Raw genomic sequence first — 23,968 nt, 5'->3', positions numbered from 1 at the left:
CCAAGATAGGAAAATAGACTTTATAGCCTGTTTTGTTGAATGTTAAAACTGAACAATCCATACAGGATAAGCATACAATCCGTTAAAAAAAATGACTAGTATCACTACACTTTAAACTCAAATTCATGACTACTCTCTGCTCTTTTTCTACCCAAGCAATACGCCGGTTTCCATTGATCGCTCTATCTATATTCATGATCGTTTTTAGCCCCTTGAGTCTGCATGGTGCGACGATTGCAAAAAAAGAAAACTTCGCTTTATTAACAGGGCTGAGCCTTGACGGAATAATACTCTCAGACCAAGTAGAATTAGCTCCCATTTTTAAATCCTGTGATCCACTTTCTCTCGCTTTTACAGAAATGCCGGGCTGTAGTTACCTAGAATTCTCTTTAACAACCGTTGACCCTCTGACTGGTATCCCTATTTACGGTCCTTCTTATCTCGATTTTCAAATTATTCATCCAACTGGTGAAGGTGAAATAAGCCTAAAATGCTTGACAGACTTTGTGGAATGCAGGCTATTTGAACCTTACCTAGGACAAACGTTTCAAATATCGATCTCTCTGGCAGGAGACGATTGTGTTAGTATACCTTGGCAGGAAGGTTATTTCCAGGTATTTGCCGCTGCTCAATCTCTTCCGAACGACCTTAGCCTTAATTTCCCGCCACAAGTAGATCAATTCGAGACCTTTTTTGATTGTGAACCTATTGTGCTGAGTTTCACTGCAAGTGGAGAATACGATAATGCCTTTTTGGAAATCGTTAGTATTAACCCTAATTATGGCGCACCGATTTACGGGAGTGATTATTTGGATTTTTCTACCACACTCACGGTGACTAGTGGTCAATTTATTGATCTCAACTGTATAGCTGATCCAATCGATTGCAATCTATTTGCGGAATATTTGGGAGGACTCTTTCGAGTTCGTATTATCCTAGAAGAATCCGTTTGTGGAAGACAAGTGAGCGAAGTGGGCTATTTTAGAGTTACTGGCGCTCCTACAACATCATCGATTCAATTGAGACTAGCCAGTGGCAGTATTTCCGTTTATGAGGAAGTAACAGAAGTAGAAAATGCCAGTGCGCTAGGTAACCAAGGCGGAGCGTTTGGTATTTTAAGTACCAATGGCGACATTGATTCTATTCGAGTCACTATCCAGCAGATAGACTGCATCACTGGAGAGGATATGGAGGCTCCATTGCTCGAAGAATCGAGTTACCAATTTCCCACTAGCCCTAATGCCTTTTATAATTTTAATAGCTTAGAAATTAACGGTGTCCAAGGCTATTTTCGAGATAACCCTGAAGAGGTAGACGGCAACTGTTACCGCCTCGAAATCATCGCTAGCAATTTCTGTGGCGCAGCAATTGATTCGAGTTTCTTCTTCTTTGATGAAAATATTTACCTAACAAACGAATCTCGTGACCTAGATAGAACACTAACCTCTACTAATCGCGAACACACCTCTAATACTGTACCTACAAAAGCACAGATCGTCCCTCAACCCGCCCAGCAGCAGGCATGGCTAAAATTAGATCATCCTTATACGGGAGCATTTACATTATCCCTTTTCAGTTCAACCGGCAAAATGCTTACGCACTATTCCGAGATAATGACAGATGGAAAGTGGGCATTACCGATAGACAACTTCTTACCTGGCTTGTACTATTACCAATCACAAATTCCTGATCAATTACCTATTACTGGGAAATTACTTAGACAATAAGCTCTTAGACAGGGCTTACTAATGAAATAGCCTTTGAATGGGATAAAAAAAAAGAAAGTGCAGTAAACTGCACTTTCAAAATAGAAAACTAAACCCCAGTTATTAATCTTAAACTGATTTTTTACGCTTGCTAAAAAGTAGATGATGATGGAGCAAGCAGTAAACAGTATTTCTTTTTACGAAAAAAAAGTTGATGATTGTTTTCGCAAGTTACCCTTCCTTAACGGGTATACCTTTTGTATATTGTCATAAAGATAAAAAAAAATTGCGCTTCTAAAACCAAAGAGAATTAATTCCTGATCGGTAACTTTGTTCCATCCACAAAAAAAGAATCAACTTATGTCATTAGTATCTTTGGATTCCAGCGTACAAGCAAACATCAACCAATGGTTGAACGGAAATTACGACGAAGAAAGTAAACAATACATTCGTCAGCTAATTGAGGAGGAAAAACATACGGAGCTAACAGATAGCTTTTATAAAGACTTAGAGTTTGGTACGGGTGGAATCCGGGGCATTATGGGCGTTGGATCTAACAGAATCAATAAATACACCCTTGGTATGGCTACCCAGGGCTTGAGCAACTACCTGCTGCAGCTATATCCTGATCAGGAAATAAAAGTGGCTATAGCGCACGATTGCCGCAACGACTCAGACACTTTTGCCCGCTTGGTAGCCGAAGTGTTTTCGGCCAACGGCATCTACGTTTATTTCTTTAACGGCTTACGTCCTACTCCCGAATTATCGTTTGCAATCAGAGAACTGGGTTGCAAAAGTGGGGTAATGATTACGGCCTCACATAATCCCAAAGAGTACAACGGCTACAAAGCTTATGGTGACGATGGCGGGCAACTTACCGCCCCTCATGATGTGAATGTCATGGCCGAAGTAGATAAGATCAACAGCGTCGATGAGATCAAGTTTACCCCTCAGGAAGACAAGATCGAAACCATCGGTAAAGAGATGGACGAACAATACCTCGCGGCATTGCTTAAGCTTTCCATCTCGCGCGATGCCATCAAAAGGCAACACGACCTACCTATCGTCTTCTCCCCTATTCACGGAACAGGCGGCGTGATGGTACCACCTGCGCTGGAGCAATTTGGGTTTACCAATGTTCATCTTGTAAAAGAACAAATGGTCGTAGATGGCAACTTCCCAACGGTCATTTACCCCAACCCTGAAGAAAAAGAAGCCCTCACCATGGCCATGGATCAGGCAAAAGCCAAAGGTGCCGAACTGGTAATGGCTACGGATCCTGATGCTGACCGTGTAGGAATTGCTGTGCGCAATAATGACGGGGAATTTATTCTTCTCAACGGTAATCAAACCGCAGCACTGCTGATCAATTATGTGATGACTGCTTGGGAGAAAAGTGGTAAACTGACCGGTAAAGAATACGTGATCAAGACAATCGTAACGTCTTACCTCATTGATAAGATGGCCGAATCCAAAGGTATCGAATGCTTCAATACACTTACCGGATTCAAGTGGATTGGTAAAATCATGACAGAACTTGAAGGAAAAAAGACCTTTCTTGCTGGTGGCGAAGAAAGTTACGGCTTGCTGGTAGGCGAACACGCTCGCGATAAAGATGCTGTTATTTCCTGTGCTATGATTGCTGAAATGGCCGCCTTCTACAAAGACCAAGGACGTAGTATCTACGATGCACTATTGGATATTTACGTAGAATATGGCTGTTACAAGGAAAAGCTGATTGCCATTACCAAGAAAGGCAAAAGCGGCGCTGAGGAAATTGCAGCACTGATGGACAAGTATCGTAAAGATCCACCACTCGTCCTTGGAGGCTCACAGGTAACCACGATCATGGATTACGCAAGTAGCACCGCGCACCACGTCGCTGACGGAAGCACTGCACCTATTGACTTACCAAGCTCCAATGTTTTACAGTTCTTCACAGAAGATGGCAGCATCATTTCTGCTCGCCCGTCAGGAACAGAACCGAAAATCAAATTCTACTGTAGTGTCAATGCTCCGTTAAATGATAAAATCCAGTTTCCCACCGTAGAGCAAACGCTGGACACAAAACTGGACAATATCATGAAAGACTTGGGAGTATAAAGCATGGTTGATGGTTGATGGTTGATGGTTGATGGTTGATGGTAAAATCTATTTTGGGGCTGTAAGGGTTCCGTTTATCTAAAACAACTTTTACCCCCTTACACTTACCCAACGCTTACACCATCACACACATTTACCCAGCTTTTGGCATAGCCACCCCTACGGCATACACTTACAAAGTATCATTGTAAACAACTTCAATTCTGCAAGACTCCTATCAACATCAAGGGCAACGACGGCAACTCGTGAAAGTGCTACGTGAGAAGGGTATCCGTAATGAACGGGTGCTGGAAGCGATTGGTCGAGTACCTCGGCATTTCTTTTTGGAGAAAGCTTTTGCGGATTGGGCTTATCAGGACAAACCATTTCCTATTGGTTGTGAACAAACGATTTCTCAGCCTTATACTGTTGCTTTTCAAAGTACCTTACTAGAGGTAAATAAGCGAGACAAAGTACTGGAAATCGGTACAGGCAGTGGCTACCAAGCTGCTGTTTTGGCCTTACTTGGCGGACGTGTTTTTACTATTGAGCGGCATCGTCCCTTGCACTTGAAGGCTAAAAAAATGCTTCAGCTATTAGGGCTAAAAGGGGTACGCTGTTACCATCGTGATGGATACAAAGGCCTGCCAGAAATGGCGCCCTTTCACCGGATAATCGTCACGGCAGGAGCGCCGGAAGTGCCACAAGCCTTAAAAGAACAGCTAACTATCGGAGGAATGCTGGTCATCCCCGTTGGAGACAAAGACCAACGTATGTTGCGCATCATACGCCGGGGAAAAACAGAATGGGAAACCGAAGATCACGGAGATTTTAGATTTGTACCTTTTTTGCCGGGAACGGCATAGGCATTTCAGATTCAGCAGATGGATAGTGTGCGGCGGGTTAAACGTTGCGGTGCAAAACCTCTACGTTCCATACAATGATTGATCGATCATCGCTGGCACTTACAAAACAAGAGGTACCTGGTACCCATAGCAATCGATTAACACTGTTGACATGACCACCATCACGGGCTGCATCCAGGGTTTTGATCAACTTATAGGTAGCCGTATCCCAGATGCGGATAGTCTTATCCCGGCTCGCCGTAAGCAAGTGTTTACCATCCGGACTAGTAAGCAGGTCATTAATAGTGTACCAGTGGGCGGGTTGGGAATCGAGTAGCGCAGTGGGTGCTCCCTCCTCTCCTATTTGCCATACTTTTAGCAAAGCATCTCGGCTGCCGCTGAAGAATTTATTACTCTCTTTAGGGTGTTCCTGAATACAAAAAACAGAGTTTTCGTGAGCAGCTGCAATTTTTTCCTTGATGGAAAAATCAGCAGCATCCAAGCGGTAAATATGGTGATCACTAGCCCCAATGAGCCACTCCGCTTCTTCCTCCCGGTATACTGCCGTTCGTAAAGCCTTATTGCTCAATTGCAAACTTTCCACACTACTCTGCCGCAAGGTATCCCAACGTGTAATGACACCATCGCCCCCTAAAGTTATCAGTTGATCACCCGCGATGACGATTCCATAGGTACCTTTACGGTGATGTGCCAAGTGACGATTTGGGCGATCCTCAGACAGGTTTAGCCAATGAACACCACCATTCATGTCTCCAGCAACGACGGTATTGGTGACGGGTAAATATGCTAGGCTAAAAACCTGTGTATCGACCTTGGCTACCAGCTTCCCTAGCAATTCTTCTCCTTCAGTAGCATCATTGAGCGACCATTGCACAATCCAACCATCTCCTGCTGCCGAAAGGAAAGTCCCTGGCTGAGGCCCAGGTACCAAGGCGTAGATCGCCGCATTGTGGCCAGTCAGTTGATGAACTTTACGAATATTGAGTGGAGACATGATCTTTTTAGTAATTCCTGAGTGTAAATAGAAATGTTGATGACAAATCTAAACAAACATCGATAATTTGAAGCTCAACGAGAATTGTTACTTGTTAACCTTTGTAGAGTGAGATAGTTCTGATGATGGTGAATTTTCATCGGAGGCAGCGTTATCGGCGGACCCTGGAGGGTCAACCCACCCAGGCCTCAGTCGCCGTCGACCATCCCCAAAACCATGGGGCATAGCCATAGTACTTTATGCACTCACTGAAGCGAGTGCCGCGCAATATCCAAACTTATACCTCTGAATGCCCCAAGAAATGGGGGTACTTACCTATGATAGGGAATAATTCCATCGCAAATATAGACATTTTTGTTTTTATTTCAAAACAAAAAAACATTTTATGCCTTTTCCCTAGCCATTAACTCCTATTCCTCCCCATCTTGACGTATTTTCTTTTGCGAAGACCGTGAGGCCGGAGCACGAGGCGTCCCGACTTTTCAGTCGGGAACTAAGGATCCCGATGAAAGATCGGGAATGAAGTGGTAGCTAGCGCAGCTCCGCTATGGCCCCAAAGCATAAAAAATCAATCATCCCCCAATTGCTTCAACAACCATTCCTTTTCTGTCAGGGTGATCTCCTGAAGAATCCGATCACGGAGTTTCGTCCGTTGCAATTTGCTGCCCAGCTGAGCTTTGAGTAACTGTCGGGTAAACCGAATGAGGTTGCGGTAGTTGGTTCTATGGTAAGTGATGCCCTCTTTTCGGCGTAGGTAATTTTGAAAAGCGTCAAGGTGACTCTGCAACACTTCCCATTCTTCCAATTCAAAATAAATCTTGAGCAGTAAGGTTCGCGCGCCCAGGTTGAGCAATGGATCATGATAATTGGCCTGTTGCAAGAGTGGCAATGCTTCGTCATAACGCTGGTCCGCATAGGCAATTTTGGCGCGATTGAAGTGATACATCCGGTCTCGGAAGCGACGCTCCAGCTTATTGGTCCATTCTTCGATGAATACTTCCGCCCAGGTCAACTCACCAATTTGGAGGGCCGTCGTCACTATATTATGGTAGGTAAAACGCGACAGTACGCCATTGCGCAAGAGATACCCCTGCTCCAGGCCGTTGCGGTAAAGCTCCATCACTTTAGGAAAATAACTGCGCTGGCCTTCATTGACCTGCCGCACCCCAAAATTGATGGCCAACAAATAAAGGTCACGCGCTTCTTCTTCTGGAAATAAAGCACTGTATGCAAAAAGTGTTTGGGTAAACTGCTGGAAGACCTTCTCATCGGTAGGAGACTGCAATACCTGCATCCCAAAGTAATAGAGTGACAAAGCAGGCTCTCGCGTAAGCGTAGCCTCATCAAGTTGCTCAATAAAACGGTCCAGTGCAGTAGGCTGATAGCCCCACTTGTAGAGTTGCTCGTGATTGAACAGCCACATGTTCTGCCTCAGCTTCAGCGCCAGAAAGGCTTTATCAAAGGACTCACTGAGGAGCGCAAAATTATCATTCTGCTCTGGTCGTCGCGAAAACGCCTGCCTGTAAGCCGCTTCCTGATGACGATAATTATGTAACCAGTACTCGGCATTACGCAAGGGCTGCTTTTCCAAAATACGCTTTGACCCTTTTAAAAAACGTTCGTGCAGCTGACTATCGGCACGAGACCTCAACTGGTTAGCAACCTTCATCTTTACTTCAAAATCATCAGCAAGGGTCATTTCCACCGCAATAAACTGTTCAATGAGCTTAGACAGATAGCTCATCAAAAGGCGTAATTTCTGATCATTAAAGTCGTCGTCACCGTAAACCCAACGCCAAAGTTCTCTTTTCGTGGGCGCTCCCTCATCAACCAGAAAAGGGTAAAAACCATTAAACAAAGACAATACATCCTCTCGCTGATTGAAATAGGGGGATGCCAAAAATTGCCGAAATGCGGTCAATTCTCTTTTATTTAGCTGCATTAATAGCTGAAACAACTGCGAGTCAAAAACACTCTCTCCTTTATTAGCCATAATTATATTATTCTCAACATACACAATATCAATTTTTTAAACATAAAATCTACTATAAACTACTCTACAATTACTATTTTTTGTCTTTGTAATTACCCTTCATTTGCATCACTTTTGCATTGTAAGTTTTAATAATAGGTTAAAATACCTATCTATTTAATTAGAATCCCAGAACAAAAACTTCAATCATGAAAAGCAAAAACGAACTATTAACTTTTTTCTTCTTACTGCTTTTTGGCTCTTCTTTCCTGCAAGCACAGGATTGTGACAACGATGTTATTGGTCCCGTCGTCATTTGCAACACCGATATCAACCTCATTGCCACCGAAGGCAGCGACATCACCCTTTCCACTACCGATATCGTCGAAAGCTCTTTCGATGATTGTGGGCCGGTAACGCTACGTTTAACCACCCCCGCCGACGATACAGGTACACCTCCTGCAACAACTTCGGTAACTATCCCTCCCGCCATTGGCACTTATTACGTGATTGTATACTCCATTGACCCCTCCGGCAACTGGAGCAACTGCTTCAGTGAAGTCAATATAACCGGCGTCAACGACGGTGATTGCAGCGATGATAACGAAGCACCAGAAATCCTCTGCATCAATGGTCTCGTGGCAGCCTTGAGTGGCAGCACCGGTACTGCCACGATCTTCGCCCAAGATATTATCCAAAGTTTCACAGAAGATTGTGACACCTCTCCCGATTTCAGTATCAACCTGGTTTCCGAAAGTACAGGTGCTCCGCAAAACGAAATAGATATCACATTCAACGCTGCAGCAGAATACCCTGTAGAAGTATGGGCCGTTGACGATGCAGGAAATGCCACCTTTTGCACCACTTACGTTGAGATAATTGAAGGTGCCGACGATCCTTGTGATAACGACGAGGAGTCGCCTGTAGCTATATGTGAGAACGGCCTCACCCTGAGTGCTATCCCTGATTTTGGGGTCATCCTATGGGCACAAGATATTGATGAAGGTTCTTACGACAACTGTGGAAACGTGCAGCTAACCATCAATCTCGATACCGATAACACGGGTACTCCTCCTACCACTACCTCCTTACAACTTCCTCCTGTTATTGATGATTACGTAGTGGTGATTTATGCCGAAGATGCCAGTGGTAATTTTAGTAGCTGCTTTGCCAATGTGAGCGTTATCGACCTGAACAATGACGACTGTACTACTGATGACGAAGCTCCCGTAATCACATGTGAGCCTTCGCCCACTGCGACCATCAACCCAGGTGCAAGTGCTACCTTTGTCAATGCTTTTGAGCTTTTAGATATCTACGCCGACAATTGTACCGTCACTCCTACCCTTAGCCTCAATTTACTCGTTGAAAGCACCGGTGCCCCCACTTCCAACTTTGAAATGGCCTTCTCCGAGACCGGTGAATATCCCGTTGAAGTTTGGGCGACCGATAACTTTGGTAACAGTAGCTCCTGCGTCACCGTTGTCACGGTTAATTCACTGGGCGGCGACTGCGAAAATGACAATACCGCTCCTATCGTAGTTTGCACCAGCCAAATTAATGTTTACGCCAACCCAAGCGAAGACCTCGTCATTTGGGCCGAAGACATCAACGCAGGGAGTTTCGACTGGTGTAGTGATGTAGAGCTTCGCATCATATTAGAAGCTGACTCGGATGGTACTTTACCCCCCGAAGGGCCTATAACAATCCCTTCGATTGCAGGTAATTATCCTGTTGAAATGTGGGCTGTAGATGCCAGCGGAAACGCCAATTACTGCCTCAGTGTAATCACTGTCGAAGGGGTACTCAGCCTGTTTACCGGCCAAGTATTTCTCGATGATAACGAAAATTGTGACCTGGATACCGGCGAAACAGGCCTCGGCGGCTGGCAAGTCCTCATTTCCAGTACCAACTCCAACCGCACCTTCCTCGCCACCACCAACACAGAGGGTACTTACACCGCCTTCCTCAACTGGTTTGGCGATGATTTAATCAATGTAGAAGTCCAGCTTCTCTTGCCTACAGGCGTTACCTCTGGCTGTGTGTCCAGTATTACCATTCCCGAAGTCACCGAATCCATTAACACCATCGATTTCCCGGCGATATTAGTAGATGACTGTACATATCTCACGGTTGATGTATCAGCGCCCTTCCTGCGGCGTTGCTTTGACAACCAACTGTACCTGAACTACGCCAACTACTCAAACCTGACGGCGGAAGATGCCTCCATCACCATTAACTTAGACCCCTTCATGACCTTGATGGATGCGGACGTTCCTTTCACCGACTTGGGCAACGGACAGTACGAACTCGACTTAGGCACCATTNCGCCAGCGAGCGCTGGGCTAATCAACCTCACCGTTGGCCTGAGTTGTGAAGCTACTTTGGGAGCTACCCACTGCGTACAGGCAGCTATTCTCCCCTTCACTTGTATCCCCGCCACCAGTTTCGCCGAGCTTACGGTCTCTGGCGATTGCGACCCTGGCAGTGGCCAAGTGAATTTCACGATCGCCAACACCGGCACCAGTGACATGGCTTCCGCCCAAAATTACCGCATCGTTGAAGATGTCATCATGTACATGAACCAAACACCTCTTCAACTGGATGCAGGGCAAAGCGAAGCCATCAGCTTCCCTGCCAATGGTGCTACCTGGCGGCTTGAAATCGAGCAAGACAACAGCTACCCATTTGGCGGCATTGCAGCAGATTTCGTAGAGGGTTGTGGCGGCTTCACCCCTGGTATTGCCACCCAATTCCTACTGGAAAGCACCAAGCCAAATGTTGACCAGCTCTGTGTCGAGAATATCGGATCTTGGGACCCCAACGACAAGCAAGCTTTGCCACGTGGCTACGGCGACCAGCATTTCATCGAAGCCAACACGCCACTAGAGTACCTCATTCGTTTCCAAAATACAGGCACGGATACGGCTTTCAATGTGCGCATCGAAGACCAAGTCAGCGAGCACCTCGATCTCAGTAGCCTCGTACCCGGCGCGTCCAGCCACCCCTATCNCATGGAGTTGAAAGAAGATGGCCAACTGCTCTTCCACTTCGACGATATCATGCTGCCAGACAGTACCATCAACTTCGAGGCATCTAACGGTTTTGTACAGTTCTCTATTCGCCAGCTGCCTGACAACCCCATTGGCACCATCATTGAAAATACCGCCGATATTTACTTCGATTTCAACGAGGCGGTCGTCACCAATACGGTCAGCCATACCATCGGCGAAAACTTTATCCTCGTAGGCACACAAGAGATTCTCGTACCAGGCCTCAGCTTCAGCGTAGCCCCTAACCCCTTACAAACCTCCAGTTTAATTACCCTGCAAGGGCTAGACATCAACGATGGCCAATGCTTGATTTACGACACACAAGGTCGCCTAATCAGCCAGCAAGCTTTCAGTGGACAACAGCTGACGCTTGATCGAGATGCTTTCCTCCAAGGTGGCCTCTACTTCTTCCGCCTATTTGACGGACAGCGGCCCCTTGCCCAAGGCAAGCTAATGGTAAAATGATGATTAAACCCCATTGACATTTGTTTACGCTTTGTCGTATTACATCCTAAATTCCAAGTTTATAGTAGCCTCATCCTTTTTGGGTGGGGCTATTTTTTTTGGCATCACCGCCACCCGTTGCCGGGGGCGGCCGGGCTGTACGTTATAATGTGCTCGCTCCGCTGCGCGCATTCCACTTCCATCCCTTGCTGTTACGAGCCTACCGGCCCGTCGCGCTTCAGGCCTTGCCTTGCGCGTTAGGCTTGGGCATTGTTATTGGCATTTTAGGAATGGATCCCGTTCCTGAATGTGGACCGATTTTTTGAAACTATTTTTCATGGATGCCATTTTACGTAGAGACACTAACATCAAAAATGAACCATTTTTGCGGTATTATTGTACAAATAAATATTGCGATCCTGCTCCACTAATGTCAAGCAGACATTGCAGTACAATGTCTTTATAAATTACAACTACAATTTGCGAAAATTTGCCATTTCTGACCTCCACGGCTGTCGCCTCACCTTCGAGGCATTGATCAGCAAAATCGGGCTCACGCCCGACGATGAACTCTATTTACTAGGCGACTATATCGACCGCGGCCCTGATAGCAAAGGCGTCATCGATTTTATCTGGCACCTTCAGGAATCGGGCTACCCGGTCTATTGCTTACGCGGCAACCACGAACAAATGCTGCTGGATTTGTACAACGACTCTAGGTCCCTCTACGACCGTGGAGATCGCAACTTATTGGACAGCTTCGGGGTGTCTCACGCCAAAAATATCCCCTCTAAATATATCAAATGGATGAACCAGCTCGACTACTATTTTGAAGTCGATGGATACATCCTTGTACACGCTGGCCTCAACTTCAAGACCACCAACCCACTCAGTGATTATCATGCCATGCTTTGGCTCCGCAACTGGCGCGCCAATATCGACCGACAGTGGCTCAATGGCCGCATCGTCGTCCATGGTCACACGCCCATCAAAACAGAGGCCATAAAACTTTACCTACAAGCCGCCGATACCACGCCCGATATTTTCATCGACAACGGCTGCGCCTTTACCCACATCGATGGCTTGGGGAAACTGTGCGCCCTGGAATTGACAGAAGCCAAGTTGACTTTTCAGGAGTTTATTGGATAGATAGCACCTTGCGCCAAAAGCCACTCATAACATTCTATTGCAGGCAGACCTTTCAGAGGTGGAAATATTCAGAAAAAACGTTTTTTTAACATTTCCTTCCGTAGAAATTACCCAATTGCCATCGCCCACACCAGCATATACCCTTCCGCAGAGCGCTCGTAGAAGACATCAAAATCCAACTCCTCTCCATCTTTGACAACTTTGCCCGTTGTTTGGCCCTTGGCAGCTTCGTAGAGAAAAGGTTCCACTTTGATATGGTCAATAAAGTCAAGCTTTTTGCGGCCATAGGCTTTGTAAAGTGCTTCTTTGGCCCCCCAATAGAAATGCAGTTGATCCAGCTCGTATTCCTCGCGAATACTTGCCGCTTCAAACGGGCACAAAAATTTGTGCGCCAAACGCGTAATCTTGGGCACCATAAATTGAATATCAATACCACAAAGCACTGGTGATGCTATCGCTGCTGCCAAACCATGAGAATGAGAAATAGAAATATGCCAATCCGAACCTTTTAAACGTGGTTTACCATGCTCGTCCTTCACGAAGGCGGCACGCTTGATACGGCCAGACATCTGATGTACCAATTGCCGGGCGGCCAGCCATTCCGTACGGCGGCGGCCTTTTAGCCCACCCAGTTGTCGCAATTCCGGGGGGTAAAGCAGCAATGCTTCCATAAACCAATGCTCGGACTCATTGATCTGCCAAATACCAAGTTCGGCTTCAGGAATAAGAATATCATGACGAATTAATGGCATGGTATAAAGGTAATTTTTTTTACTTATTTTAGTCCATACGCTCTAAATCCAATAAACAATCATGCGCTTACTTCTCTTAGCTTGCTTACTTCCATGGGTATTGACCGCTCAACAGGAGTCATCATATCCATCATCACAAAATTTCCTCCAGCGAAATAACATCCAAGTGGGATTTTTTGCTCAGCGGGATAATTCTTCTCCCCAAACTTACACCTACAGCGTGGGAGGTATTATTCCCTTACTTCAACGCAAAGGACTCTTCGGAATAGCGGTCTCTAGCAAGCCGTTTAAAAAACTTTCCTTTTTAGAACTGCAGCTTAACTTTGGCTACGAACGTATTGACCATACCGGGGACAATCTGGATTTCGGCAGAAATTGGTTTGGGGAAAACTTCACCGAACAAATCAGTTACGATCACTGGCAACTCGCCACTGGTTTTCAATTGGAGGTGATGCATGCCTATCGCTGTTCTCCTTTCATTGGCGCGCGCTACCTACTGGTGTTCCCTGAGCATTTGAGGTATGTCGCTCAGCGAGATTTTGATCCTGATGTAGATTTGCCAGTGTATATGGAATTAAATGGTGGGGGAAAGTTAAGTCAGGGTTGGGAAATCAATACCGGCTTACGACTGTACATCACACAACACTGGAACCTTAAATTAGGCATCTACTACTCCCTACTAACTATCAAAATGGATTGGCCCTCGCTATCCATTGGGAGATTTTCAGACAATAATTTATTTGCCACTGATAACATTGGATTTATGCTCTCTACACAATACCGTTGGTAATAAACGGTATATTAGACCAACCATTTGAAGTATTACATTTGTCTAAATATCTAGAACTAAAACTCTCAAACCAAAGTCATGAAAACAATAACTCTCGCACTCTCCCTGGCTATCTTCCTCATCTTTAGTTGTGATGACGAAACACTAAAAATCCCTACTTGTGATAACTGTAGCTTCACCTGTCTAGACGCTAACGAAGCTGATATAGTCACCAATACCTGCCCTGNTAACTACCAATGTACCTTCAGCATCATTCCTCAATCTAAAGTCAACACCAATGAGCAAGAGGGACGATCCGGCGGTGATAAAAATGTCTTCCAGATGATCCTTGACACAGAGGGCAGCACCGGTGTTGCCGACGACGAATTTACCAACATTCTGGTTTTTGAATTAGACGAATCTCAGAGCAGTTTTTCTGCCGAGGGCAATGAGTTGGCAGGGCTGAAGACTCATTATCGAAGAATATGTTATTGTCTGGAAACCGAATTTCAAGCCATTAATTCCGGTTGCCTTCAAGGAGAGAAACAAGCGGATGGAAGCTGGTATATCCAAGGCAATCTAACTGTTGTTTACAGCTTTGGAAATATAGAGGTAAAAGTAGAAGCACTATTCATAAAATAGAGAATGGTCGCAACGATATAGCGACGAAAACTAGCTTAATAAATTTGTTGTGTTAACGTCTTACTTATTAAAGAATCTCTTTATGCGCATTCTCCTGGTCCTCTGCTTCAGCCCCCTGCTCCTACTTGGTCAACAGGGCTCTATTACTGAAAACTTTTGGTCACAAAAAAAAGCTAGAATTGGCCTCTCCTATTCCTCCGACCATTCCCCTAACGATCCCTACACCTGGCAAGCGAATAATATTGTCGCTGTTATCCAAAGAGACCTTGTATTGGAATTAAACATTGGTTTACAACCATTTAAGAACATAAACATCCTACGCACCCAGTTGCTGATTGGCTATAACCAGACCAACTTTGATAAAGGTTTTAAGGATTCTTGGTTGCTGCAAAACTGGAATGGCAATGGCTTTGAAGAAACCATTGGTTACAATAGCTGGCAACTTGGTCTAGGCATGCAAGTGGAGCCATTTGCAAAAAAAATAATCTCCCCCTACTTTTCCGGGCATTTACTTCTGGCAATACCTAGTCATATCCATTATGAACTCTCCCAGGCTAGTGGTGGACTCGATTTCCCTGGCTATAGAGAAGTAAATGGAGGAGGCCGCGTTAGTCCGGGCTTCAAAGTAGATACAGGCTTACGATTGCTTCCTTTCAAGCATTTTTGTTTCACCTTTGGAGTATACTACATCGAGCAAGATGTCCTTGTTGATTGGCCTACTTTTAGTGGACGCAACCATGAAAAGGTACTCTTGGCTTTGGAAAACACAGGGGTACGAATGAGCCTACAATACAGTTGGTAATACTATCTTTGCAGCCCTTCATTAAAACACTTCCATTTGACGCCCGCTGCTATCACTGCCGAACTTCAGGAACTCCAAAAATTACTCGCCTTGGAAAAGGCGGCAGATTTGGAATATCACCGAAAAAAAATCCAAAGCCTCCCACTGGAGAAGCGCGTCAAGGAGGGTTATTCTTGGTACGGCGGAGTTACCGTCACTAAATCCGGCTACACCATCGGTAATCGTGCCTATGTCATCATTGAGCGACAGCCACCTCACACGCCCGATCAGTTTCGGCCAGGAAAAACAGTCAGCCTCTTTACCAAGCAGCCATCGGTTCATAAACCTGAACAGAGTGGTATCATCCAGTTTACTGACCGAGCTCGGATGAAAATTGTTCTCAACTCCTCCGACTTGCCGGAGTGGCTGGGCTTGGGTCTTATTGGTGTGGATTTACTGTTTGACGATCGTACTTATCGAGAGATGGAAAAAGCGATCAAACACGTCATCGAAGCTCGTGGAAATCGTTTGGCAGAGTTGCGTGATGTGATTCTCGGTCGAACACAAGCCCAGTACCGCGAAGTCAATGAATTTCTTCGCAGCGAACAACTCAATGACTCTCAGAATGCTGCCCTTAGAGATGTCATTGGCTCCTACGAACTAACGGTCGTACACGGCCCTCCAGGTACAGGCAAAACCACAACCCTCGTACAGGTTGTCAAACAATTGCTACAAGCTGAGTCCACTGTCCTCGTTACAGCACCTAGCAATACCGCCGTTGATTTACTTACAGAACGCCTTGCCAAAGAAGGTCTCAATGTTGTTCGCATAGGCAACCTCAGTCGCGTAGATGAAGAGGTACTCCATCAAACGCTAGACTATCAAATCGCCCATCACCCCGATAGTAAGCAAATCAAGAAACTAAAGATTGAAGCTGCTGAATTGCGCCGTAAAGCCAAGCAGTTTAAACGCAAGTTTGGGGCCGAACAACGCCAGAATAGAGGCCAGATGTTTCGCGAAGCGGGGGAAATAAACGGTTGGGCTAACCAACTGGAGCAACGCCTACTGGATAACTTGATCGATGGCGCTCAAGTGATCACGTGTACCTTGGTTGGTGCAGCTAATAATGTGTTGGGCAATCGCACCTTCCGTACCGTGGTCATCGACGAAGCCGCACAAGCCCTTGAGCCCGCTACCTGGATACCGATCATTCGGGGCGCAAGAGTGGTACTCACCGGCGATCCTTTTCAACTCCCCCCTACGATCAAAAGTCACGAGGCTCGCCGTGGCGGCCTGGAAGTCACCCTCATCGAAAAAGCCCTTCGCCGACAAGCGCATACCAGCTTACTTCGAACCCAGTATCGTATGCACGAAACCATCATGAATTTCTCGAATCAGCAGTTCTATGATGGGCAGCTACTCGCAGCGCCTCAAGTAGCACAACAAACGCTACCAAAGGACCCCGAGCCTCCCGTCATCTTTATCGACACAGCTGGCACCGACTTTCAGGAACAAGTGCAAGATGCCTATCAAAGTCGCTACAATGAGGGGGAATTTCAAATTCTATGCGAGCACCTCTACACCCTACTTGAACATTGCTACGCTCACGAAATCCTGCCTCTACCAAGCATAGCACTCATCTCCCCTTACCGCGAGCAAGTCATGATGATGAAAAAAGCCGTTAAAAACGATGAACGTTTGGCCGGCGTTCCTATTACCATCAACACTATCGACGGCTTCCAGGGGCAAGAACGTGACGTGGTATATATTAGCTTGGTACGTTCCAACTCAAAAACAGAAATCGGATTCCTCAAAGATTATCGCCGTATGAATGTGGCCATGACTCGAGCACGCCAAAAACTAGTCATCGTTGGCGACAGTGCTACTATCGGCAACGATGACTTTTATTCCGCTTTTCTAGAATATTGTGAAACTCACGGTACTTACCGCACCGCTTGGGAGTTTATGGCTTAATTTACCGCTTCTTCAAAACAAAAAGGTCCTTGCGACGATCTTTCAGGTTTCGTACACTACCAAACTTGTTAAGCTCACGCAGTAGCCCTAGGTCGACATCCGCAAGCAGGATCATCTCCGCATTGGGCGTAGCTTCAGCTTTGATGCCATTGGATGGGAACGCAAAATCGCAAGGGGTAAACACCATCGACTGCGCATACTGGATATCCATGTTATGCACCTTGGGCAGGTTGCCAACACTTCCAGCTATCGCCACATAACATTCATTCTCAATGGCTCGTGCTTGGGCACAGTTACGCACCCGCGAATAACCATTTTGCGTATCGGTCAGGAAGGGAACGAAAAGGATATCCATGCCTTCATCCGCCAACAGACGGCTCAGTTCGGGAAACTCTGAGTCATAACATATTAGAATACCAATCTTGCCGCAATCGGTATCAAAAGTCTTTAGCATTTTTCCTCCTTGCATACCCCATACCTTTGCCTCATCAGGCGTTACGTGTAGTTTCTCGTAACGCTCTACACTGCCATCGCGGCGACACAAGTAGCCTACATTATAAAGGAGATCATCTCGCACCTCCGGCATACTACCAGTAATGATATTGATATTGTAGGAGATCGCTAGTTCCGAAAACTGCTTTACTATCGGCTCCGTATGTGTAGCCAATTCACGGATAGCATCTGGTTCAGAAAGGTGATTGTTCTCCGCCATCAGCGGAGCATTGAAAAACTCGGGAAACAACGCAAAATCGGCCCGGTAAGTGGTCAATGCGTCAATAAAAAACTCGGCTTGCTCCATCAACTCGATACGGTTCCGGTAGCGACGCATCTGCCACTGCACCAACCCAAGGCGTACAACCGTTTTTTGAGTAGATGCTTTTTCTCTTGGCTTCTCGTAGTAAATATTGTCCCACTCCATCAATACCGCAAACTCACCGCTATTGTGGTCCCCTTTCAGATAACCTTTAAGGATTTTGGCAGGGTGAAAATCATTAGCGATTTGGAAGTTCAGTACCGGATCGTTAATTTCTTTACGTTTAACAGCCGCGATATACTCCTTAGGAGATAAGTTGTCAGAATGAGTGTGGTAATTGGGCATGCGCCCACCAAAAGCAATGCCTTTCAGGTTCAGACGCTCACACAATTCTTTACGATAATCATACAAACGACGCCCTAGACGTAAACCCCTAAATTCAGGTTTGATAAAAACATCAATACCATAAAGCCGGTCCCCGGTTGCATCGTGGGTAACGAAAGTAGAGTTTGCTGTGACATCAGCATACGTATGGTGATCTTCGTAGTTTTTATAATCCAAAATAATCGACAAGGCGCAACCTGCTAATTGCCCATTTATTTTTATAACTACCTGCCCTTCAGGGAAAAGATTGATCAAACGTGCCAGTTGCTCTTCGTGCCAGTAACTGTTCTCAAGGGAACTATAAGCTTCAATCATAGCCTCCTTGAGTTCCTGGTAATCATCAAGACTAAGGAACTGCAATTCAATATTCTCAATCTCTGTGCTCATCTTTCTTGTTATAGATAAAAGGTAATAAATAAAGTACCCAATAGCGCGCAAAGGTATATCCTTCTTACCATTAAGTGGTTGATTATTTTCCAAATTGAAAAGGTATCTATAATTTTGTGAAAATTTCCTCTATGAGTATTGAAAAGAGCCCCCTCATACGCCAGCAAGAAGAAAGAATAGCTGAATTACAGACTAAAATCAAACAAAAAAACACCACGATCAAGTCGCTAAAAACCCGACTTGACAATATGCGTGAGCGCATCGGCGAACTTCAGCGAAAAGCCAGTAGTTCCTTTGCCATTGCAAAGGAAAAGATGCAGCAACAAACAAAAAAGATCATCGCTATTCTTGCTCGTCTCCACAAAGACAAACGGTTCTCAAAAGTGGAGCGGGCACAATTCAAAGAGATGCACCAGGAAATCGACGATATGGTCGAAGAAGCACTGCCTTTTGATGATCCTGAGTTCGACTTCGATTTTGGTTCTGATGAAGAAAAGGCCCGAAATTTCGATCCTTTTGCAACATTTCATGTAGCACCCGAACCGGAAGTTCAACAGGGCTTACGCAAGCTCTACCTCAAACTATCCAAAAGATTTCACCCAGATCATGCGCAAAACCCCAAAGAACAACAGCTTTTCCACGATATTCAACAGGAAATCATCCGCCTTTACCAGAGCCATGACCTCCAGGGGTTGATGAACATAGCTACGCAGTACGACCTTAACCTCCTAGATTTTAGCGAAAGCGAAACGGATGTTTTAGAACAAAAAATCCAATTCCTGACCCAACAACTCAACGGCCTTGAACAACAGCAAGAACGGCTAAGTACAGAGATAAAAAGCTTGCGCAAAAGTAAAATGGGCCAAATGCTTACCGATGTTGACAGTTACGCCAAAGAAGGACTCGACATTACGAACGCGAAAGAAATGACCGGCGACGCGCTAGAAGAGATGCAAGCCTACTTTGAAGCGCTGGAGGAAGTGGAACGCACCGCCAACATAGAGCCGCTCATTGAACACCAAAATGCCCTCATAGAAGATGATCTCCTCGCCGAATTGTTATTTGGCGACAATGATTTTGATGATTATTACGATGGAAATGAAGACTACGACTTCAATCCTTTCGGAGAAAATTATGCTGAACCAAAGGAAGCCACTGATCCTAAATACCCGGTAGGCTCCTGGGTCAAATTTGAAGCGTTCGCCGAGTACCAAAGCAAACCACTGATCGTGGACGGGCAGGTAAGGTCTGCTTTTATCGGTTATTCCGGAGACACCTTTTACGATATTCAGGCAAGTACAGACACCCTCTTAAAAATGACTCGTCCGTTCATTGAAAAGATGTTGAATTTAGCATCCCTGGGTAGCTTTGGCGGCATTCCAGAAGATGTTATTGCTCCCAGCACGGCCCCCTCTCCTTCAAAAATCGAGGCACGCGAAGGGGTCCTCTATAAAGTATGGCGAAAATATGCATTCCGCCCACTATCCATAGGGCAACGTAAGCGCATTTTTAAAGTTTTAGACCGAAATAAGGAAAAGCCTGATTACGAAAACTGGCTGGACCATATCAAAGAAGAGATGATCTGTCCATTCAGGGCCAGAGTATATGAGGGAGATGAAATCATATCGGAAGATTCTCCCTTCGAAAAGCATCACTCCGAAAGAGAAATTTCTATTGAAGTAATTGGCTTTACCAAAAACGCGGACACCGTTTCTATCAAAGCCGTAACAAAAGACAGAGATAACAGAGAAAGAGTTTTCTTACTACAGGATCTACTGCCGAATATGCTCCACTATCGTAAACTAATCGATGACTACTCAGAATGGTACCAACTCTACGTCGAAAGCTTTTGGGATTTATAAGCCAAATCGCTCTGCCGCTTCTTGCTCCAACCGTTCTCGATGATCAGGGTGAGCGATAGAGATCAACGCTTTGGCACGTTGCAATAGATTTTTACCAAATAGGTCAACAACCCCATACTCCGTAACTACGTGATGAACGTGGGCACGGGTAGTTGTAACACCAGCACCGGGCTGTAGAAAACTTGTAATCTTTGATATTCCTTTATTGGTAATAGAAGGCATAGCAATAATCGCTTTTCCTCCTTCAGAAAGCGTGGCACCTCGCATGAAATCCATTTGGCCACCTACGCCAGAAAACTGGTACTTGCCAATGGTATCCGCACAAATCTGGCCGGTAAGATCTATCTCAATGGCACTGTTGATGGCCGTGACCTTTGGGTTGGTCCTAATTAAAGCGGTATCATTAGTGAAGGCCGCTTCTTTAAAGTCTACAAAAGGATTATCATCTACAAAATCATAGAGCTTCTGTGAGCCTACAGCAAAACAGGTTACAATTTTACCAGTTTTGATTTTCTTTTCTTCCCCCGTCACGATGCCGCGCTCGATCAGCGGTAGTAAGCCATCAGAGAACATTTCTGTATGAACACCAAGGCGTTGGTGGTTATTGAGGTTGAGTAAAACTGCATTCGGAATATTGCCAATACCCATTTGTAGTGTTGCCCCATTTTCAATCAGGCTGGACACATAGTAACCGATCTTTTTCTCAACCGTTGTCATTGGCCGCTCTTCGTGCAGCATAATTGGCCGATCCACCATGATAGCTTGGTCAATTTCACTGACATGGATAATCCCATCTCCGTGGGTACGAGGCACCTGCGGGTTGATTTGCGCAATGACTTTTTTAGCGGTCTGTACAGCAGGCAAGGCAATATCTACCGAGGTACCAAGCGAGCAATAACCATGTTTATCGGGAGGTGAAACCTGAATCAATGCCACATCAAGTGGAAGAATATTACGCCGAAAAAGCAAATGTATCTCACTCAGAAATACCGGAATATATCCCCCACTGCGAGAATTCACATTTTTACGTACGTTCCCACCAACAAAACAACTATTGGTCTGAAAGGATTCATTATAGGGTGCTTCCGCGTATTTAGCGACGCCTTCTGTATGAATATGAATAAACTCCACGTTCTTCAATTCCTGATAACGATCACACAAGGCATCAACCAGTTCGGTTGGTGTCATGGCCGTACCCTGAATGAAAACACGGTCACCGGATTTAACGAGTTCAACGGCAGCAGCAGCCGTTGTAATATTCAGCGTTGTGGGGATAGACATGAGTCATTGTTTGTTTCACCCGCGAAGGTACCCCCCTGCCTCTATCACTTCAGCGATGAAATTCAAGCGCTCCTGATGATAAAAATCACCTGCTATTTTGCAGCTGTTTTTTTCTTGGCTTTCTTTTTTCCAGCTTTAACACTAAAGACAGTTATACCTAGTGGTGGAAGGTTAAACTCAATGCTGTATTCCTGGTTATCCCATTCCTTCTCATCTGCCTTGATAGGCTTGGGGTTCAACAAGTGGTCTGTCCCCTGGTATTTGGCTGCATTGCTGTTTAATACCTCTGTATAGGTTCCTGGCAAAGGTACTCCTACTCGGAATCCTTCGTGCGGTACCGGCGTAAAGTTACAGATGACAACCATTACATCTCCTTCCTTCTTGCCCTGTCGTAAGTAAGATAGAACGCTGCGTTGATGGTCGCCGTGGTTGATCCAGGCAAAACCTTCTTGTGAAAATTGCTGCTCGTACAGTGCAGTACTGCTGGTATAGAGCGCATTTAGATCAGCTACCCAGCTTTTCACGGCTTTATGATGTGCTTTCTCTAGCAAAGTCCAGTCTAGTCCTTTTTCGATATTCCATTCACTGTTCTGCCCAAATTCTCCTCCCATGAAGAGTAATTTAGTACCAGGGTGAGTAAACATATATCCAAACAGCAGCCTTAGGTTAGCAAAGCGTTGCCATTCATCACCAGGCATACGATCTAATAGCGGCCCTTTGCCATGCACGACTTCATCGTGCGAAAGTGGAAGCATGAAGTTTTCGGTAAACCCGTATACCATGCTAAAAGTGATCTGATTGTGGTGAAACTGGCGGTGGATGGGTTCCAGCTTGAAATAATTCAAGGTGTCATGCATCCAGCCCATCATCCATTTTTGCCCAAAGCCTAAACCACCAGTATATACCGGCCGGCTCACACCTGCCCAAGCCGTAGATTCCTCTGCAATTGTCATAACATCAGGGTATTCCTGATAGACCGTTGAATTAAACTCCCGGAGAAAATCTATCGCCTCAAGGTTTTCGTTGCCTCCGTATTTATTAGGAATCCATTGCCCGTCTTCACGGCTATAATCAAGGTAAAGCATTGAAGCGACAGCATCTACCCTCAGGCCATCAATATGAAAATGCTCCAACCAGAACAATGCGTTGCTAATCAAGAAAGAACGTACCTCATTGCGGCCATAATTGAAAATGCTGCTTTTCCAGTCGGGGTGAAAACCCTGGCGTGGATCAGCGTGATCATAGAGATGTGTACCATCAAAATCAGCTAATCCATGAGCATCGGTAGGAAAGTGAGAAGGTACCCAATCCAGAATAACACCAATGCCCGCTTGGTGAAGTTTATCGACCAAGTACATAAAATCCTGTGGTGTCCCAAAACGGCTTGTTGTAGCAAAATAGCCCGTTATTTGATACCCCCAACTTGGGAAATAAGGATGCTCCATAACAGGTAGAAATTCTACATGCGTAAAGCCCATTTCTTGCAGGTAAGCCGGAAGTTCTTCCGCCATCTCGCGATAACTAAGGGTTTCCGTAGCTCCTGGTTTCTTGCGCCATGAGCCCAGGTGTGCCTCATAGACACTATAGGGCTGCTCTAGTCCTGCTTTCTCCGGACGTTTGCTCATCCAGTCCTTGTCCTCCCATTCGTAGTATAAATCCCAGGTTACACTAGACGTATTTGGGGGTACTTCCCAAAACCAGCTAAAGGGATCACCTTTGACCAGTTGGCGACCGTCAGGAGCATCAACAGCATATTTGTAAAGAAGTCCTTTTTTCAAATCGGGGATAAACCCCTCCCAGATACCTGAACCATCAGGCCGAGGGTATAACTTATGTGATCCTCGCTTCCATTTGTTAAAATCTCCGACGACGGATACTGCTTTTGCACTGGGTGCCCAAACAGCAAAGTAATACCCCCAGGTACCCTCCACTTCAACAGAATGACTGCCGAGTTTTTCGTAAGCACGAAAATATTTCCCTGCTTTGAACAAGTTAACATCAAATTCCGTCAGTAAACTGAAAATTTCAACTTTCGACATGGACTATTTTTTTTTAACACTAGCTGCTAAGATAGTAAAGCTAAGAACAGCACAAAATAAGTTGAGTCGCTGTTTTC

General features: G+C 45.4%; 15 protein-coding genes. 9 read left to right on the top strand and 6 right to left on the bottom strand.

Annotation, left to right across the window (positions count from 1 at the left end; translation table 11 throughout):
* The first annotated feature begins 125 nt into the window (after nt 1–125).
* From A3EU_RS0111205 to A3EU_RS0111190, 3 genes are all read left to right on the top strand, one after another.
* Entirely contained in the window at nt 126–1,727 is a 1,602-nt protein-coding gene (locus tag A3EU_RS0111205; RefSeq protein WP_044085721.1) for a hypothetical protein, read from the top strand.
* 339 nt (nt 1,728–2,066) lie between these two features.
* On the top strand, nt 2,067–3,809 hold the full coding sequence (locus A3EU_RS0111195) for a phospho-sugar mutase (RefSeq protein ID WP_020536254.1): 1,743 nt from the start codon (nt 2,067–2,069) through the stop codon (nt 3,807–3,809).
* A 203-nt stretch (nt 3,810–4,012) separates the two neighbouring features.
* A complete protein-coding gene (locus A3EU_RS0111190) occupies nt 4,013–4,654 on the top strand; it encodes a protein-L-isoaspartate(D-aspartate) O-methyltransferase (protein WP_026211346.1) in 642 nt (213 codons plus the stop codon).
* Between the two features lie 37 nt (nt 4,655–4,691).
* On the opposite strand, the gene A3EU_RS32725 is transcribed toward A3EU_RS0111190, so the two are convergent.
* Both A3EU_RS32725 and A3EU_RS0111180 read right to left on the bottom strand, forming a co-directional pair.
* Entirely contained in the window at nt 4,692–5,648 is a 957-nt protein-coding gene (locus A3EU_RS32725; protein WP_020536252.1) for a WD40 repeat domain-containing protein, read from the bottom strand.
* Between the two features lie 568 nt (nt 5,649–6,216).
* Complete coding sequence (locus A3EU_RS0111180) at nt 6,217–7,641, bottom strand: hypothetical protein (protein WP_020536251.1); 1,425 nt, start codon at nt 7,639–7,641, stop codon at nt 6,217–6,219.
* A 188-nt stretch (nt 7,642–7,829) separates the two neighbouring features.
* Between A3EU_RS0111180 and A3EU_RS0111175 the strand changes: the two genes are divergently transcribed.
* Complete coding sequence (locus tag A3EU_RS0111175; protein ID WP_020536250.1) at nt 7,830–11,138, top strand: T9SS type A sorting domain-containing protein; 3,309 nt, start codon at nt 7,830–7,832, stop codon at nt 11,136–11,138.
* 459 nt (nt 11,139–11,597) lie between these two features.
* Complete coding sequence (locus A3EU_RS0111170; RefSeq protein ID WP_169433339.1) at nt 11,598–12,266, top strand: metallophosphoesterase family protein; 669 nt, start codon at nt 11,598–11,600, stop codon at nt 12,264–12,266.
* Nucleotides 12,267–12,373: 107 nt separating this feature from the next.
* On the opposite strand, the gene A3EU_RS30120 is transcribed toward A3EU_RS0111170, so the two are convergent.
* Nucleotides 12,374–13,018, bottom strand: coding sequence for a 4'-phosphopantetheinyl transferase family protein (locus A3EU_RS30120; RefSeq protein ID WP_020536248.1), 645 nt, complete (start codon nt 13,016–13,018; stop codon nt 12,374–12,376).
* Nucleotides 13,019–13,079: 61 nt separating this feature from the next.
* On the opposite strand from A3EU_RS30120, the gene A3EU_RS0111160 reads away from it, so the two are divergent.
* The 3 genes from A3EU_RS0111160 (at nt 13,080) to A3EU_RS0111145 (ending at nt 17,184) form a co-directional block, all read left to right on the top strand.
* The gene (locus tag A3EU_RS0111160) at nt 13,080–13,808 is read left to right on the top strand and encodes a hypothetical protein (protein WP_156825732.1); all 729 of its coding nucleotides are present in this window, start codon (nt 13,080–13,082) and stop codon (nt 13,806–13,808) included.
* A gap of 703 nt (nt 13,809–14,511) precedes the next feature.
* On the top strand, nt 14,512–15,231 hold the full coding sequence (locus A3EU_RS0111150) for a hypothetical protein (protein WP_020536245.1): 720 nt from the start codon (nt 14,512–14,514) through the stop codon (nt 15,229–15,231).
* Nucleotides 15,232–15,267: 36 nt separating this feature from the next.
* Nucleotides 15,268–17,184, top strand: a complete 1,917-nt coding sequence (locus A3EU_RS0111145; protein WP_020536244.1) for an AAA domain-containing protein — start codon at nt 15,268–15,270, stop codon at nt 17,182–17,184.
* 1 nt (nt 17,185) lies between these two features.
* On the opposite strand, the gene A3EU_RS0111140 is transcribed toward A3EU_RS0111145, so the two are convergent.
* Nucleotides 17,186–18,709, bottom strand: a complete 1,524-nt coding sequence (locus A3EU_RS0111140; protein ID WP_026211344.1) for a bifunctional GNAT family N-acetyltransferase/carbon-nitrogen hydrolase family protein — start codon at nt 18,707–18,709, stop codon at nt 17,186–17,188.
* 131 nt (nt 18,710–18,840) lie between these two features.
* Here A3EU_RS0111140 and A3EU_RS0111135 point away from each other — a divergent pair, with 131 nt between their 5' ends.
* Nucleotides 18,841–20,571 (top strand): coiled-coil domain-containing protein, encoded by a 1,731-nt coding sequence (locus A3EU_RS0111135; RefSeq protein ID WP_020536242.1) that lies wholly within the window; start codon nt 18,841–18,843, stop codon nt 20,569–20,571.
* Here A3EU_RS0111135 and A3EU_RS0111130 read toward each other — a convergent pair.
* Entirely contained in the window at nt 20,566–21,852 is a 1,287-nt protein-coding gene (locus A3EU_RS0111130) for an acetyl-CoA hydrolase/transferase family protein (RefSeq protein WP_020536241.1), read from the bottom strand. The two genes, A3EU_RS0111135 and A3EU_RS0111130, sit on opposite strands and share 6 nt — an antisense overlap.
* A 92-nt stretch (nt 21,853–21,944) precedes the next feature.
* Nucleotides 21,945–23,891, bottom strand: coding sequence for a 1,4-alpha-glucan branching protein GlgB (gene glgB, locus A3EU_RS0111125; protein WP_020536240.1), 1,947 nt, complete (start codon nt 23,889–23,891; stop codon nt 21,945–21,947).
* Nucleotides 23,892–23,968: the final 77 nt, after the last annotated feature.

The organism is Lewinella cohaerens DSM 23179, assembly GCF_000379805.1.
GTDB lineage: Bacteria > Bacteroidota > Bacteroidia > Chitinophagales > Saprospiraceae > Lewinella > Lewinella cohaerens.
The sequence above is the reverse complement of the archived record's forward strand: the minus strand, read 5'-3'. Positions and strand labels throughout refer to the sequence as shown.

Excerpts from the sequence above, each read along its gene's own strand:
- A3EU_RS30120 (WP_020536248.1), bottom strand. The coding sequence starts at position 13,018 with ATGCCATTAATTCGTCATGATATTCTTATTCCTGAAGCCGAACTTGGT.
- A3EU_RS0111205 (WP_044085721.1), top strand. The coding sequence starts at position 126 with ATGACTACTCTCTGCTCTTTTTCTACCCAAGCAATACGCCGGTTTCCA.
- A3EU_RS0111130 (WP_020536241.1), bottom strand. The coding sequence starts at position 21,852 with ATGTCTATCCCCACAACGCTGAATATTACAACGGCTGCTGCTGCCGTT.
- glgB (WP_020536240.1), bottom strand. The coding sequence starts at position 23,891 with ATGTCGAAAGTTGAAATTTTCAGTTTACTGACGGAATTTGATGTTAAC.
- A3EU_RS0111135 (WP_020536242.1), top strand. The coding sequence starts at position 18,841 with ATGAGTATTGAAAAGAGCCCCCTCATACGCCAGCAAGAAGAAAGAATA.
- A3EU_RS0111180 (WP_020536251.1), bottom strand. The coding sequence starts at position 7,641 with ATGGCTAATAAAGGAGAGAGTGTTTTTGACTCGCAGTTGTTTCAGCTA.
- A3EU_RS0111140 (WP_026211344.1), bottom strand. The coding sequence starts at position 18,709 with ATGAGCACAGAGATTGAGAATATTGAATTGCAGTTCCTTAGTCTTGAT.
- A3EU_RS0111160 (WP_156825732.1), top strand. The coding sequence starts at position 13,080 with ATGCGCTTACTTCTCTTAGCTTGCTTACTTCCATGGGTATTGACCGCT.
- A3EU_RS0111195 (WP_020536254.1), top strand. The coding sequence starts at position 2,067 with ATGTCATTAGTATCTTTGGATTCCAGCGTACAAGCAAACATCAACCAA.
- A3EU_RS32725 (WP_020536252.1), bottom strand. The coding sequence starts at position 5,648 with ATGTCTCCACTCAATATTCGTAAAGTTCATCAACTGACTGGCCACAAT.
- A3EU_RS0111150 (WP_020536245.1), top strand. The coding sequence starts at position 14,512 with ATGCGCATTCTCCTGGTCCTCTGCTTCAGCCCCCTGCTCCTACTTGGT.